Raw genomic sequence first — 15,709 nt, 5'->3', positions numbered from 1 at the left:
TCCGGCGGCGCGCGTCGCAGGCCGGTCCGCAAATCCCGAGCTCCAGGAAGAGGTAAAACATGAGCGAAGTAAAGAGGCTACAGTACCAGTCGATCACCGGCTAATTGCCACGCCCCGCAAGCGGCGAGGCTGACAAGCACATTGACCTACCCGCACCCGATATGTCTGGGGGCCTGCCCTTGATGGGCGCGTTTTGGCAACGCAAGAGCACCCGGTCGTTCACAGTGGAAGCGTTAAGCACCCGGCAACTCGGCGACCTGCTGTGGGCCGCCGACGGGGTCAACCGGGAGGGCGGCGGGCGCACCGCACCCTCGCCTCATGGCTTGAACGAGATCGACATCTACGTGGCGCTGCCCCAAGGCCTGTATCGCTACGACACGGCCCATCACCGCCTTATCCTGAAACGTGCGATTGACGTGCGTAACCTGACTGGCTACCAGGATTTTGTCGGCCTCGCGCCGCTGGACTTGATCTTTGTCGCGAACTATAGCCGGATGACCGGTCTCGTGCCACAGCAGCGCGGGGTATTCGCGGCGGTCAGCGCGGGCGCGATTGCGCAGAATGTCTACCTGTATTGCGCCTCGGCGGGGCTGGGCGCAGTAGCGCGCGGATGGCTGAACCACCGGGCGCTCGCCGAAGCCATGTCGCTGAACGAGGACGAGGTGCCGTTGCTCGCGCAGACCGTGGGTTTTCCCGTCGACGCCGTGAAACCACAGTAGCGCAGTAGCCGGCCGGCCTGCAACCACAATTGAAGGATGCGCGGGCTTGGCCGGGTCCTCGGCGTGTGCCGGTTCAGGCTTCTCTAGGTGATAGCCATGCAGGCCGCTGCGCGGTGCCGGTACGTGCATTCGCCGCCTCTACCTGCTCTGCAAAAGCACGCAGCGCCTGCAGCGCTGCCCCGCTGTTCACATCGCTCTGGCGCAGCGCAATGACCGGTGACGGTGCCTCCGAGGCCAGGCGGGCGACTTCCTCTGCCGCATTGAACCCACCTTGCCGGGCCATCACGCAGATCACCGACGTCTTGCAGGTCAGTGGCAGGCTGTCACGCAGGAAGCTGCGCATAGGCGCGGCCAGGTGGCCAACCCAGATGGGCGCGACGATGACAATCTGCTGGCACTCGTCCAGTGAAGGGCCGGCGTAGCGGTAGCCTACATGCCGCTGCAACAGGACATCCAGTACGCAGCGGGCATCGCCCAGCAAGCCCGCGCGGCTGACCTGGTCGCCGACTTCCGCGATCGGCCAGCCGGTATGCGCCGCCAGTTCTTCCGCGGCTTGGCGTGACGTGCCGGTACGTGAGTAATAGACGATCAGGATCTTTTCCATCGATGGCTCCTCAGCTCTCGATCCGCGTTATCCGCGTGCCGACCATCGACAGGTTGATCATGATGCCGCTGTTGGTCAGCACGAAGCCCACAATGTCGCCTCGCACGGTATTGCTGTCTACGCTGGCACCGATGCCCAGGCTCAGGATCGATACCGATCCGTCCACACCCACGGTCCAGCCCTGGCTGGCGCGAAAGCGCTCAAGCGCCTGCTCTGTCAGGAACACCAGCACCACGGCCTTGGATCCCATGCCCGCCTGCACCCCGAGCGAGGCGCCGACCAGCCGGTAATAGGCCTTGTCTCCGCCGGCACCACGCATCATGCCGTCACCCTGCTCCACGCCTGCCACCGCGCCGCCGGCCAGCACATCGGGAAAGACCAGCACACCGCTGGACTTGCCCACCAAGGCCCGCGCGCCGGGATTGCGTACGTACAGGCGCGCCAGTACGGCTTCGCAGCGTGTATCGAGCTCGTCGGCATCCAGCACGAGCTTGCCGGCGGCACCTGCCCACGTGGCCGCCGGCAGGCCTGCGGCGCAGCACAGCACGGCAGCCCCGGCGAGCGCTTGGCATACCAGGCGCCGCTGCATGGCGGCAGGCGGCAACGTGCGGGTCATGGCCCCACCATCATGCGGTCCACCATCTGGGCCACGCCGGGAGCGGACCACGCCGTCTCGCGGGCGGCGCGGATCTCGGCCCAGTTGCGCAGCGTGCCGGACAACGTGACCGTGCCGCCGGCGACGGCGATGCGCAGGCGTAATGCATCGGCGATCACCTGGCGCGAAAGCGCAGTGGTAATACGCTGTGCGAGATCTGCCCGGACGACCGTCGGGCGCACGCTGATGCCGTTGGCAATGCTGGCCGCGCCGCGCACCTGCCGCACCGTGTCGGCGGCGGCCGCGCGTTGGTAACCGTGGTCCACCTCGCCCGTCGGCGTCACCGCGCCCTGTTCCACCATCACCTTGACGGTGTCGGGGAGTAGGGCGGCGTTCCACATCAGCGCGTTTTCGATCCCGAGTGCAATATCGGCATCCGGCCGCTGCTCCTCGGGCGACAGGCGCACGTCGAGTTCGACCACCACCGCGCCGACGCCGGAATCACGCCGCACCGCTTCTTCCACTGCGTGCTTGGCGGCAAAGCTGTCAAGCTGGCCGTTCAAGGTCACCACGCCATCGTTGACCTGAACACCGATGCCCTCCACGCGGATTTCGGGATCCCACTCCAACTCCTCGCAGACGTCCTGCTTGAGTTGCGCATCGCTCTTCATCCTGTTCTCCGGTGCGCTTGTATATCGTCGCGGCGCCGTGCCGGCAGTTAATGTGACATCAGTACCGGCACCGTCATGGTGTCCAGCAAAGTCGCGGTGACACCGCCCAGTACCAGCTCGCGCAGGCGGCCGCGCCCGTAGGCGCCCATCACCACCAGATCGGCGCCGAAATCCGCCGCGCGCGAGAGCAAGGTTTCGCCGATGGCGATGTCCGATCCTTCCTGGCAGTGTTCGATGTCTGCGTGGACACCATGGCTTGCCAGCGCAGCAACGGCATGGCTCGGTGGGCTCGCATCGGGCCGCGCGCCCGCGCCTTGCGCGCAAAGCACCTTGGCCTGGCCACCGGCGATCAGGGGCATGGCGTCATGCAAGGCACGCGCGGCCTCGCGTCCGCCGTTCCACGCCACCATGGCACGTGCGCCGGGCACGGCGAACTGGCCGGCGAATGGAATGACAAGGACCGGCCTGCCACCGTCGAGGATGATGGATTCCAGGAACTGGGTCGCGACAAAGCTGTCAGGGTCGGCGGGATCGTATTGCCCGGCAACGACAAGGTCGGCCTCGCGCACTTCGCGCAGTGCCATCATCAATGGATCGCCCTCCACCGCGCGCCACTCGGTTTCCACCCCCAGGTCCTGCGTTGCGGCCTCGAAGCGGCGGCGCACTTCCTCGCGTGCATCGCTGCCCCGCTGGCGGTCCTCGTCGATATAGGTCGCGGCACCCTCCATCAAGTAAAACCAGGCCGCATCCGGCATAAAGCCGGCAAACAGCCCGATCAGCCGCGCATGGCGGGCCACGGCGAGCCGGGCAGCGATTTCAAGCCGGTCCAGCGCGCGTGGACTGGTGTCCAGATGGACCATGATGCTGGCGTAATCCATGACATTCCTGTGCGGTTGGGAGGCCTGTATCCAGTCTAGGAAACGCCAGGATACGGCTATTGACTCAGGTCAAGCCGATGACCCCCGCTTACTTCGGCTTACGCCGACTTTGCGCCGGCGCTCCCTTCTGCCAACGGCGCGTGCACCAGCAATACCGGCTGGCGGCATTGCCGGACCAGTCCCTCCGCCACGCTGCCCATCAGCAGGCGCCGCACGCCGCGGCGCCCATGCGTACCCAGCACGAGCAACTCGGCGCCCGTCTGTTGCGCCACCTGCTCGATCGCGTTGGCGACGTCGCCCAGCGCCAGCGGTTCGTCCACCATCAGCGCGTTGCATGCCACCTTCTGCGCCGCAGCCTTGGCCTTGGCCTCGTCCAGCAGGATCTGACCGCCCTCAAGCAGGCTCGTGCGCAGGTCGGTCAGGTCGACATAGCCCACCTCGTACCTGAGATAGCTGTTATCGATCACATGCACCACCGTCAGCTCGGAGCCTAACGCAGTCGCTAGGCGAAGCGCCTCCTCCAGTGCCCGATTGGCGGATTCGCTGCCGTCCACGGCAACCAGTATCTTGCTGTACATCATGCACCTCCTGCATCAGGGAAATCTGCGGATAGCCGGCACGGACACGCCTGCGCGCCGCCCTTGGATGCATCTAGTGTGTATGCCCGGACGCGCTCGGTGTTGACGTGGATCATGGCATCCGCAACTTTATGGGGCGCCCACCTGGCGCACGCCATTGACGCGAATCAAGCGGCGGCGGCGGGCGTCGCCTAGCATGAATGCTGGGCGCCTCTGGGGGCGTTCGCGGAGGATGGCAACATGCAAGATACGATGCGCGCGATGATCTTTGACGGCACCGGGCCGGCCCTGCGCCTGGCGCGCGTCCGCGTACCGGTTCCGGGCCCCGGCGAGGTGCGTATCGCTGTGAGCACCTGCGGCGTCTGCCGCACCGACCTGCACATTCTCGACTGCGAACTCGCGCACCCTAAGGCGGCGCTGATTCCTGGACACGAAATCGTCGGCAGGGTCGAGTCCTGTGGCGCAAGCGTGACGGGCCTTGCCCCGGGCGACCGGGTAGGCGTGCCCTGGCTCGGGCAGACCTGCGGGCACTGCAGCTATTGCGCGGCGCATCGCGAAAACCTGTGCGATGCGCCGCAGTTCACCGGCTATACGCGCGACGGCGGCTACGCCGAGTACGTCGTGGCCGACAGCCGCTATTGCTTCCCCATCCCGGAGCACTACGACGACGAGCATGCGGCGCCCTTGCTGTGCGCGGGCCTGATTGGCTACCGCACGCTGTGCATGGCGGGGGACGCCCGTGACGTCCGGTCTATCGGCATCTACGGCTTTGGCGCGGCCGCCCACCTGGTGGCGCAGATCGCAGTAGCCCAGCAGCGCGAGATCTTCGCCTTCACACGTCCCGGCGACGCCGCCGCCTGCCAGCTCGCCCGCGACACCGGGGCCTGCTGGACCGGTCCAAGCGACCAGCCCGCGCCGCAGCCGCTCGATGCCGCGCTGATCTTCGCGCCGGTGGGTGCGCTGGTGCCGATGGCGCTGCAAGCCGTCGCCAAGGGCGGCACCGTGGTTTGCGGTGGCATCCACATGAGCGATATTCCGGCCTTCCCCTATCGCCTGCTATGGGAGGAGCGGTCGATCGTGTCGGTGGCCAACCTCACGCGCAACGACGGGCTGGAACTGATGCGAATCGCCCAGGCCACGCCGCTGCGCACCACCACGACGGTCTATCCGCTGGAGCAGGCCAATGCCGCACTAGCCGACCTGCGCGCGGGCCGCCTGGCCGGCGCGGCGGTACTGCGCATCGCCTAGCCTGCCTGCTGCCGGTGTTCGTGTAGGTGCTTGATGCAGGTCAATACGCCATCTGGCCCGCCCCCTATGCTGCAGATGACGGTGGCGCCCATGCGCGCGCACCTATATCCAGCCAGGAGGCACGGACCATGTACCAGAGAATATTGCTCGCGGTGGACGGCAGCCGCTCTTCGGACCTTGCCCTGAGCCAGGCCATCACGGTGGCCAAGGCGACCGGCAGCGAGGTAATGGTGCTGTTCGTGGCGGACGACAGCGACTTCTTCTTCTCCGTGGGCAGCTACGACCCCAGCAAACTGATGGAAGGCATCCTCGCCGCGGGGCGCGATGCGCTAGCCGCGGCCGCCACGCGCCTGGCGCAGGCCGGCATCCCGCATACGACGAAGATTCTCGAAAAGCCCGCTTCTCCCGGGCAGATATCCACCACCATCGTGGAAGAAGCCGATCGCTGGAGTGCGGATCTCATCGCGATTGGCACGCACGGCCGCCGCGGCTTCCGGCGCCTGATCATGGGCAGCGTTTCCGAAGGCGTGGTGCACAAGAGCAACAAGCCTGTGCTGATGGTCCGCAGCGAGATCCCGGAATGAGCGTAGAACGCGGACGACAGGCGTCGTGCTGGCGGCGCGCGGCTTGATGCGAGGCGTCTCGCTGATCCGCTGCGCCGGCACGCCCAGAATTGTGGCAGGCTTGCTGGCCGCATGGGCCTTGAGTTGGCAAGCGGGAGCGCTGGCCGAGGACGCCGCGCTCTGGTTTTCGCAGGGCCGCCCCACTGCCGACGCGCGGCAGGCCGCGGATATCCTGGTCGCCGCCGCGGCCGACGGGCTGGAACCCCGCGACTATGACGCCGACGGCCTGCATCGTGCGCTTGGCCAGGCCGCACAAGGGCCGCCACTGGCGCCGGAAGCCGTGGCGCGGCTTGACGGCGATCTGACCGCGGCAATGCTGCGCTATCTGTCCGACCTGCACGGCGGCCGCGTCGAGCCGCGTCAGATCCACGAGAATTTTGCCGCCGCACCGGATGGGCAGTTCGATCCTTCGGCCTACCTGCACGCAGCCGTCGCCAGGCACAACCTGCCCAAGGCCGTCCAGCAGGCCGCGCCGTCGTTTCCGCTGTATGGCACCCTGCGCGAGGCGCTCGCCCGTTACCGGGCGCTGGCAGGTGATCCGGCCTGGCAGGCACCGCTGCCGCCGCTACCGGGCAAGAAGCTGGCGCGCGGCCAGGCCTACGCTGGCGTGCCGGTGCTGACGCAGCGGCTGATCGCGCTGGGCGACCTGCCCACGGGCACGCCCGTCCCGGAGCGCTACGAAGGCGCGCTGGTGGAAGGTGTCAAGGCATTCCAGGCCCGCCACGGGCTGGAGGCCGACGGCGCTATCGGCGCCGGCACACTAGCGCAGTTGAATGCCTCGCCCACCAGCCGCGTACGACAAATCGAACTGACCCTGGAGCGCCTTCGCTGGACGCCCCTGCTGGAGGGCCCGCGCATGATCGTGGTCAACGTGCCGGAGTTCGTGCTGCGCGCCTATGAAGTCCACGACGGCAACGTCCAGGTCAAGGTGGAGATGAAAGTCATCGTCGGCAAGGCGCTCGACACGCGGACACCGCTCTTCAAGGAGGACATGCGTTTCATCGAGTTCAGTCCGTACTGGAACGTGCCACCCTCTATTGCGCACGCGGAGACCGTGCCCAGGCTGCGGCGCGACCCCGGTTATTTCGAGCGGCAGGGCTTCGAATTCGTCGGTGCCGACGGCAAGGCGGTGACCACGCTGTCAGCGGCCAGCCTCGACGCCGTCCAACGCGGGCAAATGCGCATCCGGCAGCGCCCAGGGCCGATGAATGCGCTTGGGGACATCAAGTTCATCTTCCCCAACAACGACAATATCTACCTGCATCACACGCCCGCGCCCGGGCTGTTCACGCGGGACCGGCGCGACCTGAGCCATGGCTGCATCCGGGTCGAAGAACCGGTGGCTTTGGCCAGCTTTGTGCTGCAGGACACGCCCGGCTGGACCGAAGCGCGCATTCGCGAGGCCATGGGCAAAGGGCAGTCCAGCACGCTGCGGTTGCAGCAGCCGCTGCCGGTGGTGCTCGCGTACGGCACGGTCATCGTCAAGGCCGACGGGCGCGTGTATTTTTTCTCCGATATCTATGGGCTCGACCGGGTGCTGGACGAGGCGCTGCGGCAACGCTCCGCCAGCCGGCGGACTTTCGCCTGGACGAAAACGCGCGCAAGATTGAGTCGTTGAGCCAACCGAGAGCGCGTCCGATGACCAAGCCGTCCAGCGACCTTCGTCGCCTGTTTCTGTGCAACACTGGAAAGCTGGCCCTGGCCGGCGCGCTGCTGCCGCTGTCGGCCCGCCCTACCCTTGCGGCCCTGGCAACGTTGCCGGAAGCCCGCAGCCTCGCCTTCGACCATACCCACACCGGCGAGCGCATTGCCATCGTCTACGCCGTGGGCGAGCAGTTCGTGCCCGCGGCGCTGGCCGCGCTCAACCGGTTCCTGCGCGATCACTACTCCGGCGAGGTCGGGATGATCGACCCGCAACTGTTCGCGCTGCTTTACCGCCTGAAGCAAACGCTGTCCTGCGAGTCACCCTTCCAGGTCATCTCCGGCTATCGCAGCCCGGCCACCAACGCGCACCTACGCAAGACGCGCGGCGGCGGTGTGGCCAGCCACAGCCTGCATATGGATGGCAAGGCCATCGATATCCGCCTGCCGGGTGTGTCGCTGGTGGACCTGCGCGATGCCGCCCTGTCGCTGCGCGGCGGCGGTGTGGGCTTCTATCCGCAAGAGCAGTTCGTGCATGCGGATACGGGACGCGTGCGGAATTGGTAAGTGGCAAGGTTCTGTCGCGTTCGCTTGCGCGCGCTCGGCCCGCCGCTGAGCGGCTTCCAATTTGGTCAGCAGGCGCCCCCGCTCTGCCTGCCCCTGCATGCGTGCCTGCTCCGCTGCTCTCCACTGCCGGCTGAAGGTCGCGCCGGGCTTCAGCCTCGCTCACCTGCAGCCGCGCCGCGGCTCGCCAGATCGACTGCACCGCATCCGCAGCTCACGCTTCCTGCGGTGCTCTAACAAGCATGACAGGCATCTTGCACTGGCGTACAAGCGCTTCGGCCACACTGCCCATCAACAGCCGGGTCACCCCGCGACGTCCATGGGTGCCGATCACGACGAGTTGAGCGTGGCTACCTTCCACGACTTGCCGGATCTGGTTGGCAACGTCACCGAGCGCCACGATGTCGTCGAACAGGACGACATGGCAGTGCAGGTTCTTGGCTTCGGCCTTCGCCTGTGCCGCCGTCAGCAGTTCCTGCCCCCTCCTGACCAGGCCTGCCCGCACCTCTGCCAATTCATATCCGCTGTCAATGACGTGAACAATCTCCAGCTCCGCGCCGCAGGCACCGGCAAGATCGATCGCCTCTTCCAGGGCCTGATCGCTGCAGTGGCTGCCGTCGATCGCCACCGAGATCTTCTTGTACATGCGCCATCTCCTTCAGGATTGCTGCATTGTGTTCAGCCTGCGGCTAAGCGCCACGGCCCCCGAGGCCGCATCGCCCCATCTGCTGGCCAATCAGTCCGACAACAGCACTGGTATGGTCATCGACTTCAGTAGCGTGCGCGTTACGCCGCCCAACACAAGTTCGCGCATCCGCCGGCGCCCGTAGGCACCCATTACATTACGATCTGGTCTGCGGCCCGGGTGAACTACCTCTGGCCGACATGATCGCCCCTTACTGTCGCAGACTCAAGGAGATACGCCTCGACACCATGGCGCGCTTCCTGCGACTGGATGGTGTAGTAGCCACATCCCGTGAGGGGCAAGCGCCGCGGCGAATCTGGTTTTCCGCATTCATCCTAGGTTGCGCGGATGACAGGTATCTTGATTTCCCTCAACAACAGGTTAGTCGCTCGCACATAGGGTCTTCCAGACGACATGCCAATTGCAGTCAGGTTCGCTGAACCACATGCTTGGGCGCCTCGGGGCGAGGCATAAAATGATTACAGGGTGACCGCGTGGAGGAGGTTTGACATGCTGACCTCGGAGAAAATTGCGCTCAACGTTTCGAACGCACCATCACAGTGGGACGTGCGCACGGAGATGTGCGAGCACAAGGGTATTGGTCATCCGGACAGCATTTGCGACGGGGCGGTCGAGGCTGGCGCCCGCGCCCTATGCCGGGCTTACCTCGAAACGTACGGGGCAATCCAGCATTTCAATCTGGATAAGGCGCTGCTGATCGGCGGCATGAGTGCGCCGAAATTCGGTGGCGGCGAACTGCTGCGTCCAATGCGATTGATAGTCTCCGGCCCGGTTACCGAACTGCCGTCGATCAAGGCTGAGGCAGTCGTTGGACAGGCCATTCGCGAGTACTTGACAGCGAGCCTTGGCGAGATTGGCAATCAGATTAGCATCGAGCCCATTCTGCGCCCCTCGGCGCCGAATCTCCGCCGGGTGACCGGCTCCTCCGTCCCACTGGCCAATGACACATCTTTTGGTGTCGGCTATGCACCCCACTCCAGCCTCGAAGGCTCGGTGCTGTCTGTCGCACACCTTCTCGACTCAAGTGGATTCAGGGACTCTTTCAAGGCGGCAGGCCACGACTACAAGGTCATGGGTAGTCGACTGGATGCGCATCACCGCCTCATCGTTGCCCTCGCGTTTGTCGACCAATATGTGCACGCCGTTGAGGAATACTTCGCGCTGAAGGATGAAATCACGTCGCTTCTTGCCAGGCACATCCGCCCTTTGTGTGAGATTGAAGTCAATACCCTGGACGACCTCAGTGTCCGTGACGAAAGCGGAATCTACCTGACCGTGACGGGCCTGAGCGCGGAGCACGGTGACGACGGTGAAGTTGGTCGTGGGAACCGGGTCAATGGCCTGATTACACCCTATCGGCCAATGTCGCTTGAGGCTGCAGCGGGGAAGAACCCGGCTTCGCATGTCGGCAAGCTCTACAACGTGTTAGCCCATCGGCTGGCAGCATATATTGAGGCCAACGTGGATGGCGTGGATGTTGTCATCGTCCGACTTCTGTCATCGATTGGTCGCCCAATCGACCAGCCGCAATTGGTCGCCATCGATGTGGCAGCGGCAGATGGGCTCTCGGCCGCGCGCCAACAGCAAATCCGTTACCTCGTCGGGCAGCAACTGGCGGCGCTTCCTGCCCTGGTAAAGGAACTGGTCAGCGGGACGGTCGCGGTGTTCTGATTCCGCAATTGCTGGCCAAGTCTGCCCGCTCGGGGTGGCGGAAGTACCGGGCGGGTCACTTCAGCGTCTGCTACCTGTTCATGCACTGTTCTGCACTCTCCCCCCTCACCCGCGACACTAGATCGCCGCGGCCGCGGCATTCCTTGATTGGCGTCAAGAGCAGAATCAGGTGGGAGCCGATACTCAAAATGCAAATCATGCATTTCAGATTGCTACTCGCCAAAGGCGAAGGGTAGACCGGCCCCCCTTAGGGAGTAAAGACAGGGGCACCGACGCGCAGACAGCCCAAGCGACTGCCGGTGGCACAGCGGCGCGCAAGCAAACTTTGCAAAGAGGGTCCATCAATGAACTCGCTTACACAGAATCCGGCATGGCTCCTGATTGCTGCGGCATTGGCGTTATTGATATGGCGCCTCTTCATGGCTCGCCGGAACAGCGAGCACAGGGACGCCTCGCACACAATCCAGGAGTACGGACAGGTTGAACACGACCCCGTCACCGGTAACAAGGTCGATGCCGCCCACGCCATCACGGCAAATTTCGAAGGGAAGACTTTCTTTTTCGAATCCGAAACTTCGCGGACGGTTTTCCAGCAGGACCCCGCACGATACGTCCACAGGCACCACCGTGACCACGGCTGCTGTTAGCTGGAACCCAACAGTGCCACCTCAATCGGAGGATAGAGCGAACCACGACCACGACAGCCACGCAGCAAACAGCGACGGAGGACCGCTACCTACTGAAGCAGAGCGAACTTCTTGACCGGCTCGACGTGCTGCTCGGTGGCCGCGTCGCAGAACAAATTGCTTTCGGCGATGTCTCGTCCGGCGCGCAGAACGATTTGCGGCGCGCCACAGACATGGTGCGCCAGATGATTACCCAGTTCGGGATGAGTGCACAGCTTTGACTTGCAACCTATGAGGAAATGCGAAATCCCATGTCATGGGCGCTGGCATGATGCCGCGCGAGTGCAAAAATGCAGTGAAAGCACGGCGCAGATGATTGATGCCGAGGTCAGACAGATTCTGGCCGATGCGAACGCGCGAGTGAAGCAAACACTCCTGGCATATCAAAACGAACTAGAAGCACTGGCGAAGCTACTACTTGAGCAAGAAGTCGTAGACCGGCCTGCCCTAGACCTGCTGCTCTCCGACAAAGTTGCCCGCTAACACCAGGGAAGTCGTCCGCAGAAGTTGCCAGTACGCCAGATTTACGGAAGTGGAATCATGAAAATGACGGCAAGTAGCAAAGATTCCCAGCGCGAGGTCAGTGCGCTCTCCCATCAGGAGTACGAGGAAAGCCTGCACCTACTGCAAATTGAGCTAGTAAAGCTGCAGAAGCACTTCCTTCGCTGCAACGACAGAATACTGGTAGTTTTTGAGGGCCGAGATGCCTCCGGGAAGGACGGAACGATTAAGCGCATCGTTGAGCATCTCAGTCCGCGTGAAACTCGAGTGGTCGCCCTCGGGAAGCCTTCCGACCGCGACCGAGGCTCATGGTATTTCCAACGCTATACGACGGAACTGCCTGCCGCCGGAGAATTCACGCTCTTCAATCGCAGTTGGTATAACCGGGCAGGTGTCGAGCACGTGATGGGCTTTTGCACCGGCGCCGAATATGAGGAATTCATGTCAAGCGTCCCTGAATTCGAGGGAATGCTCGTGCGCTCCGGCATTCGCCTCATCAAGTACTACCTCGACATCACGAAAGCGGAGCAAGAGAAACGTCTTGCCGACCGCCGCCGGGACCCGCTAAAGCAGTGGAAAGTGAGCCCCATTGATGAGCAAGCGGTTGCACTCTGGAGAAAGTACAGCAAGGCTCGAAACGAGATGTTTGCCCGCACCAACACCACTGTGCCATGGAACGTCGTGAGCGCAGACGATAAGCGCCTGGCGCGCCTCAACGTCATCAAGGATTTGCTGAGTCGTCTACACTATGCAAACAAGGATGAGGGGTTGATTCGGCCAAGTCGGCAGATTGTGTTTCCCTATGCGGACGAGCACCTCCTGAACGGAGCCATTGCGAAATGAATCGTTGGCCGGACATTGTCTTTGTGCTCGCAGCGGTCGACATTTGCCGCGCGTTCGATACTGAATGATACGTCGCAGCGCAACGCCAGGCACTGTGCGCTTGCCATTTCCACTGCCACGCGCGCTTACTCCAATCCCGGCATGTCGATGTCACAAATCACCAGGTGCGCGCCCGCTTTGGCGAGGCCGACCGCGATGGCGCCCCGCCCATGCCGCGACCGGCGCCGGTGACCAAGGCGACACGCCCTTCCAGATTCTAGCTTTGATTTTGCATCATGATTCGTTACCTTGTCGTTTGTATGAGTTGAATGTCGATGGCCGGTTGCTTGCACGCAGCGCGCGCGGCCAGCGCGAAGAACAGCGCGGAGGCGATGGCAAGGACGTCGGCGGCCAGCAGCACGTGGGTCGGCGGCGCGGCGGTGCCACTCGCCTTGAGAAGGTCGCTGGCGGCGCCGACCGTCATGTTGCCCTGGCGATCGCGAACACATTGATGCACAGCATGCTGAAGCCAGAGATGGGGGAGCGCATCTTCTGCGGCGTCATGCCGGTAATCGCCGTATTGGCCGGGCCATAGAGCGCCAGCGGCAGCAAGAAGCCCGCGCACATGCCGGCATAGAACAGCGCGGAGCCCGCCGGCGCAAAGCGGTAGGCGATCATCAGCGGCGCGCAGGTCACCACCAGCAGCGCCATGAAGCTGGCATGGCCGCCCGGCAGCCTGCGGGCCAGGCGGTCGCCGAGGATGCCGCCCGCCAGGCAGCCAAGCGTGCCGAACAGCAGTTGCAGCGCGGCGATCCGGGTGGCGATGCCGGCGCCGTCCATGCCGCGCTCGTTGACCATCCAGAGCTGGGTGAACGAGAGCGCGGCAAACACGGCATGCACCAGCACGAAGCCGACGATGGTGAAGCGCAGCGCCGGGTTGCCGCCAACTGGCTGACCTTGTCCAAGGAAACGATCCGCCGACTGATGGTGAGCGCTGGGCTTTGGGTGCCGCGCAAGCAGCGTCCGCCCAAGGTCTACCAGCCACGCAACCGCCGCGCGTGCCTGGGTGAACTGATCCAGATCGATGGCTGTGACCACAGGTGGTTCGAAGAGCGGGCGCCGGCCTGCACTTTACTGGTCTACGTCGACAATGCCACCAGTCGCATCATGGATGCTTAGCTTTGCCCACTCGGCAGCGACCTTCACATACTTCGCCGCAACACGGTCCTACCTGGGCCGCCATGGCAAGCCGGTGGCGTTCTACAGCGACAAGGCCAGCGTGTTCCGGGTCAATAAGCCCCATGCTACCGGCGGCGACGGCCACACCCAGTTCTCCCGGGCTTTGTCCGAGCTGAACATCGAAGGCATCTGTGCCAACAGCAGCCAGGCCAAGGGGCGAGTGGAACGGACCCACTTGACCTTACAAGACCGGCTGGTCAAAGAGCTGCGCCTGAGTGACATCTGCACGATGGAAGCTGCCAACGCCTTCATGCCCGAGTTCATCGCCGACTACAATGGACGCTTTGCCAAGGTGCCGCGCAACAACCACGACGCCCATCGGCCTCTGCGACCGGATGAGAGCCTAGATCTGATCTTTACTTGGCGCGAGCCGCGGTGTGTGTCCAAGAACCTGACGATTCAGTACGATAAGATGCTCTACCTGCTTGCTGATACCCCGGAGCATCGGAAGCTGGCTGGCCACTACATCGACGTCTATCACTACCCCAATGGACGGATGCCGCCGCCAACTCCGCTGCCTTGGCGGTGCCGGGAGCTGCTGGCTCGTCAGACTCGGCGAGTCCGACGGCCGAGGCCAACATCGCAGCGCCGGCGAACGCGGTCCGCCGAGATCCTTTGGCCGCTGGGCGTCGCCTAACTCCGACCATTCACTGCGCGGCCAAGTTCACAACCATGCCGCCGACGGCGAGCTTGTCCCTCAGTGCCGCGGATCGCCCCCAATAATGACCACTTTGCCGGCGTCCAAGCGGCGGATCTGCTTGGCTAGTGCCTCTACGGACGTCCTCGGGTCCCGGAAAAATCGCCTGTGGTGTCTAGCCAGATCGGATGTTCGATCAGCAGAGTCAGGTACTTGCGCGAGGGCGGCTCTAGCAGACCAAGCCGCGATCTCTACCCGCGTGTGCTTATCTTGGCCGCCGGCCAAATCACATCGAACATACGAAGACCCCAATATGCAGCCACCGGGAAAATGCTGCAGCGCAGGAAGTTGATGGTGGCAGTTTGCCGTATCCGACGATTCGCGGTCTGCGCGGGACGCGGCGACCCCGGGAGGCCATCGACAATGCCAATGATCGCGGCACTGAGCCCCAGGGAGCCGGTGGTGCCTGGTCTGCGAGCACGTATCTGCGGGCCGGATTCCTAGGCGAGGCAAAGAGGACGGCAGCTTCCGTCCCTCCCCGTCGCCGCGAGCGGGTCGGGCAGATTTGTCCTGGCTGCGTCGAGGAAGCGGAGTGGATTTAGGTCGCGCAGTACACAGAGGTTCGGACCCGGCCAAAGCAACATAGGCCTTCTCCCAGGCATAAACTGGAAGCAGGCGGCGGCCGCAGTGTGTCCTGGCGCCCAATTTGTTAGCCGCCGGGCAGGCTCCCGAGCGTGGCGGGAGCCTGCCGCGCGGCGATTGCCACGCCACGCCGAAACTGCCTTCTCATATGCCATGAGCTACATTCGCGCACCGTTCACCGACGATCAGGTCCAGAAGCTTAACGAGAACCAGGTCGGCCTCGGCGGCCCGGTTCTGCGCGCCTTCACCTGTAGGAACAGCGCCGACCATCGCCACGGAGTCCAAGGTGGCGCCCCTGGCATCCTGATTGCCACCAAGTACGGCTGGGTTTGCCCACACTGCAACTACAAAAGAGACTGGGCATTCGCAATCATGGCGACCCGGTTGACTTGCCCGCCTACCGCCATCCAATCCTATATGTATGCAACGCCCTCAATCGAGCAGGCCAACATCCTCCTCGGGCAATATGAACGGCTTGCGGCATCCGAGCGCCCCGGCGCCGCCGTGATGGTCGCTTGCATCAAGAATCGCATCGAGGAAATGTCGCTCCCCGGATTTGGCTCTATCGAGCTCAACGAGATCCCCACCGACGCGGTGGTGAGACGATCAGAAGGGCGTAATTACCGGATCGTCTCGGGGCAATCACATCTCCAAGCCGCCCTGCGCCTGACCGGCCGCGCGCTA

16 protein-coding genes and 3 pseudogenes are annotated in these 15,709 nt (G+C 64.0%); 10 read left to right on the top strand and 9 right to left on the bottom strand.

Going from position 1 to position 15,709, the window contains the following annotated elements:
- Positions 1 to 182: 182 nt before the first annotated feature.
- Positions 183 to 719 carry a SagB/ThcOx family dehydrogenase gene (locus ACYP5B_RS01240; protein WP_459568276.1) on the top strand — a complete coding sequence of 179 codons (537 nt, stop codon included), beginning with the start codon at positions 183 to 185 and terminating at the stop codon, positions 717 to 719.
- 73 nt (positions 720 to 792) lie between these two features.
- On the opposite strand, the gene ACYP5B_RS01235 is transcribed toward ACYP5B_RS01240, so the two are convergent.
- From ACYP5B_RS01235 to ACYP5B_RS01215, 5 genes are all read right to left on the bottom strand, one after another.
- Positions 793 to 1,323, bottom strand: a complete 531-nt coding sequence (locus ACYP5B_RS01235; protein WP_459568242.1) for a flavodoxin family protein — start codon at positions 1,321 to 1,323, stop codon at positions 793 to 795.
- 10 nt (positions 1,324 to 1,333) lie between these two features.
- A complete protein-coding gene (locus ACYP5B_RS01230) occupies positions 1,334 to 1,939 on the bottom strand; it encodes a lipid-binding SYLF domain-containing protein (RefSeq protein WP_459568241.1) in 606 nt (201 codons plus the stop codon).
- Positions 1,936 to 2,589 (bottom strand): BON domain-containing protein, encoded by a 654-nt coding sequence (locus tag ACYP5B_RS01225; protein WP_459568240.1) that lies wholly within the window; start codon positions 2,587 to 2,589, stop codon positions 1,936 to 1,938. Before ACYP5B_RS01225 ends, ACYP5B_RS01230 begins: the two co-directional genes overlap by 4 nt.
- A 47-nt stretch (positions 2,590 to 2,636) precedes the next feature.
- Complete coding sequence (locus ACYP5B_RS01220) at positions 2,637 to 3,467, bottom strand: universal stress protein (protein ID WP_459568239.1); 831 nt, start codon at positions 3,465 to 3,467, stop codon at positions 2,637 to 2,639.
- Between the two features lie 98 nt (positions 3,468 to 3,565).
- A complete protein-coding gene (locus tag ACYP5B_RS01215; protein ID WP_459568275.1) occupies positions 3,566 to 4,045 on the bottom strand; it encodes a universal stress protein in 480 nt (159 codons plus the stop codon).
- Positions 4,046 to 4,285: 240 nt separating this feature from the next.
- On the opposite strand from ACYP5B_RS01215, the gene ACYP5B_RS01210 reads away from it, so the two are divergent.
- The 4 genes from ACYP5B_RS01210 to ACYP5B_RS01195 all read left to right on the top strand — a co-directional run bounded on the left by ACYP5B_RS01210 (position 4,286) and on the right by ACYP5B_RS01195 (position 8,124).
- Complete coding sequence (locus ACYP5B_RS01210; RefSeq protein ID WP_459568238.1) at positions 4,286 to 5,293, top strand: zinc-dependent alcohol dehydrogenase family protein; 1,008 nt, start codon at positions 4,286 to 4,288, stop codon at positions 5,291 to 5,293.
- A gap of 128 nt (positions 5,294 to 5,421) precedes the next feature.
- Entirely contained in the window at positions 5,422 to 5,877 is a 456-nt protein-coding gene (locus ACYP5B_RS01205; protein WP_459568237.1) for a universal stress protein, read from the top strand.
- A 46-nt stretch (positions 5,878 to 5,923) separates the two neighbouring features.
- Positions 5,924 to 7,534, top strand: a complete 1,611-nt coding sequence (locus ACYP5B_RS01200) for a L,D-transpeptidase family protein (RefSeq protein WP_459568274.1) — start codon at positions 5,924 to 5,926, stop codon at positions 7,532 to 7,534.
- Positions 7,535 to 7,554: 20 nt separating this feature from the next.
- Positions 7,555 to 8,124 carry a DUF882 domain-containing protein gene (locus ACYP5B_RS01195; protein WP_459568236.1) on the top strand — a complete coding sequence of 190 codons (570 nt, stop codon included), beginning with the start codon at positions 7,555 to 7,557 and terminating at the stop codon, positions 8,122 to 8,124.
- Positions 8,125 to 8,335: 211 nt separating this feature from the next.
- Here ACYP5B_RS01195 and ACYP5B_RS01190 read toward each other — a convergent pair whose 3' ends face one another.
- Both ACYP5B_RS01190 and ACYP5B_RS01185 read right to left on the bottom strand, forming a co-directional pair.
- On the bottom strand, positions 8,336 to 8,767 hold the full coding sequence (locus ACYP5B_RS01190) for a universal stress protein (protein WP_459568235.1): 432 nt from the start codon (positions 8,765 to 8,767) through the stop codon (positions 8,336 to 8,338).
- 90 nt (positions 8,768 to 8,857) lie between these two features.
- Positions 8,858 to 8,971: pseudogene (locus ACYP5B_RS01185) on the bottom strand (universal stress protein); the annotation flags it as partial.
- A gap of 345 nt (positions 8,972 to 9,316) precedes the next feature.
- Between ACYP5B_RS01185 and ACYP5B_RS01180 the strand changes: the two are divergent.
- The 3 genes and pseudogenes from ACYP5B_RS01180 (at position 9,317) to ppk2 (ending at position 12,528) form a co-directional block, all read left to right on the top strand.
- Positions 9,317 to 10,498 carry a methionine adenosyltransferase gene (locus ACYP5B_RS01180; RefSeq protein WP_459568234.1) on the top strand — a complete coding sequence of 394 codons (1,182 nt, stop codon included), beginning with the start codon at positions 9,317 to 9,319 and terminating at the stop codon, positions 10,496 to 10,498.
- Between the two features lie 706 nt (positions 10,499 to 11,204).
- Positions 11,205 to 11,744, top strand: a pseudogene (locus ACYP5B_RS01175) (ATP-dependent zinc metalloprotease FtsH); the annotation flags it as partial.
- Entirely contained in the window at positions 11,731 to 12,528 is a 798-nt protein-coding gene (ppk2, locus tag ACYP5B_RS01170) for a polyphosphate kinase 2 (protein ID WP_267602051.1), read from the top strand. The pseudogene ACYP5B_RS01175 and the gene ppk2, both read left to right, overlap by 14 nt.
- Before the next feature lie 283 nt (positions 12,529 to 12,811).
- On the opposite strand, the gene ACYP5B_RS01165 is transcribed toward ppk2, so the two are convergent.
- Together ACYP5B_RS01165 and ACYP5B_RS01160 are read right to left on the bottom strand one after the other, a co-directional pair.
- A complete protein-coding gene (locus ACYP5B_RS01165; RefSeq protein ID WP_459568233.1) occupies positions 12,812 to 12,991 on the bottom strand; it encodes a hypothetical protein in 180 nt (59 codons plus the stop codon).
- The gene (locus ACYP5B_RS01160) at positions 12,988 to 13,398 is read right to left on the bottom strand and encodes a hypothetical protein (protein WP_459568232.1); all 411 of its coding nucleotides are present in this window, start codon (positions 13,396 to 13,398) and stop codon (positions 12,988 to 12,990) included. The genes ACYP5B_RS01165 and ACYP5B_RS01160 overlap by 4 nt, the downstream gene beginning before the upstream one ends.
- Before the next feature lie 60 nt (positions 13,399 to 13,458).
- Between ACYP5B_RS01160 and ACYP5B_RS01155 the strand changes: the two are divergent.
- Positions 13,459 to 14,242: pseudogene (locus tag ACYP5B_RS01155) on the top strand (ISNCY family transposase); the annotation flags it as partial.
- A 936-nt stretch (positions 14,243 to 15,178) separates the two neighbouring features.
- The coding region (locus ACYP5B_RS01150) for a hypothetical protein (protein ID WP_459568231.1) at positions 15,179 to 15,709 on the top strand (531 nt) is incomplete at its 3' end.

The organism is Cupriavidus sp. 8B, assembly GCF_054589115.1.
This window is presented reverse-complemented; position numbering and strand designations above follow the sequence as displayed.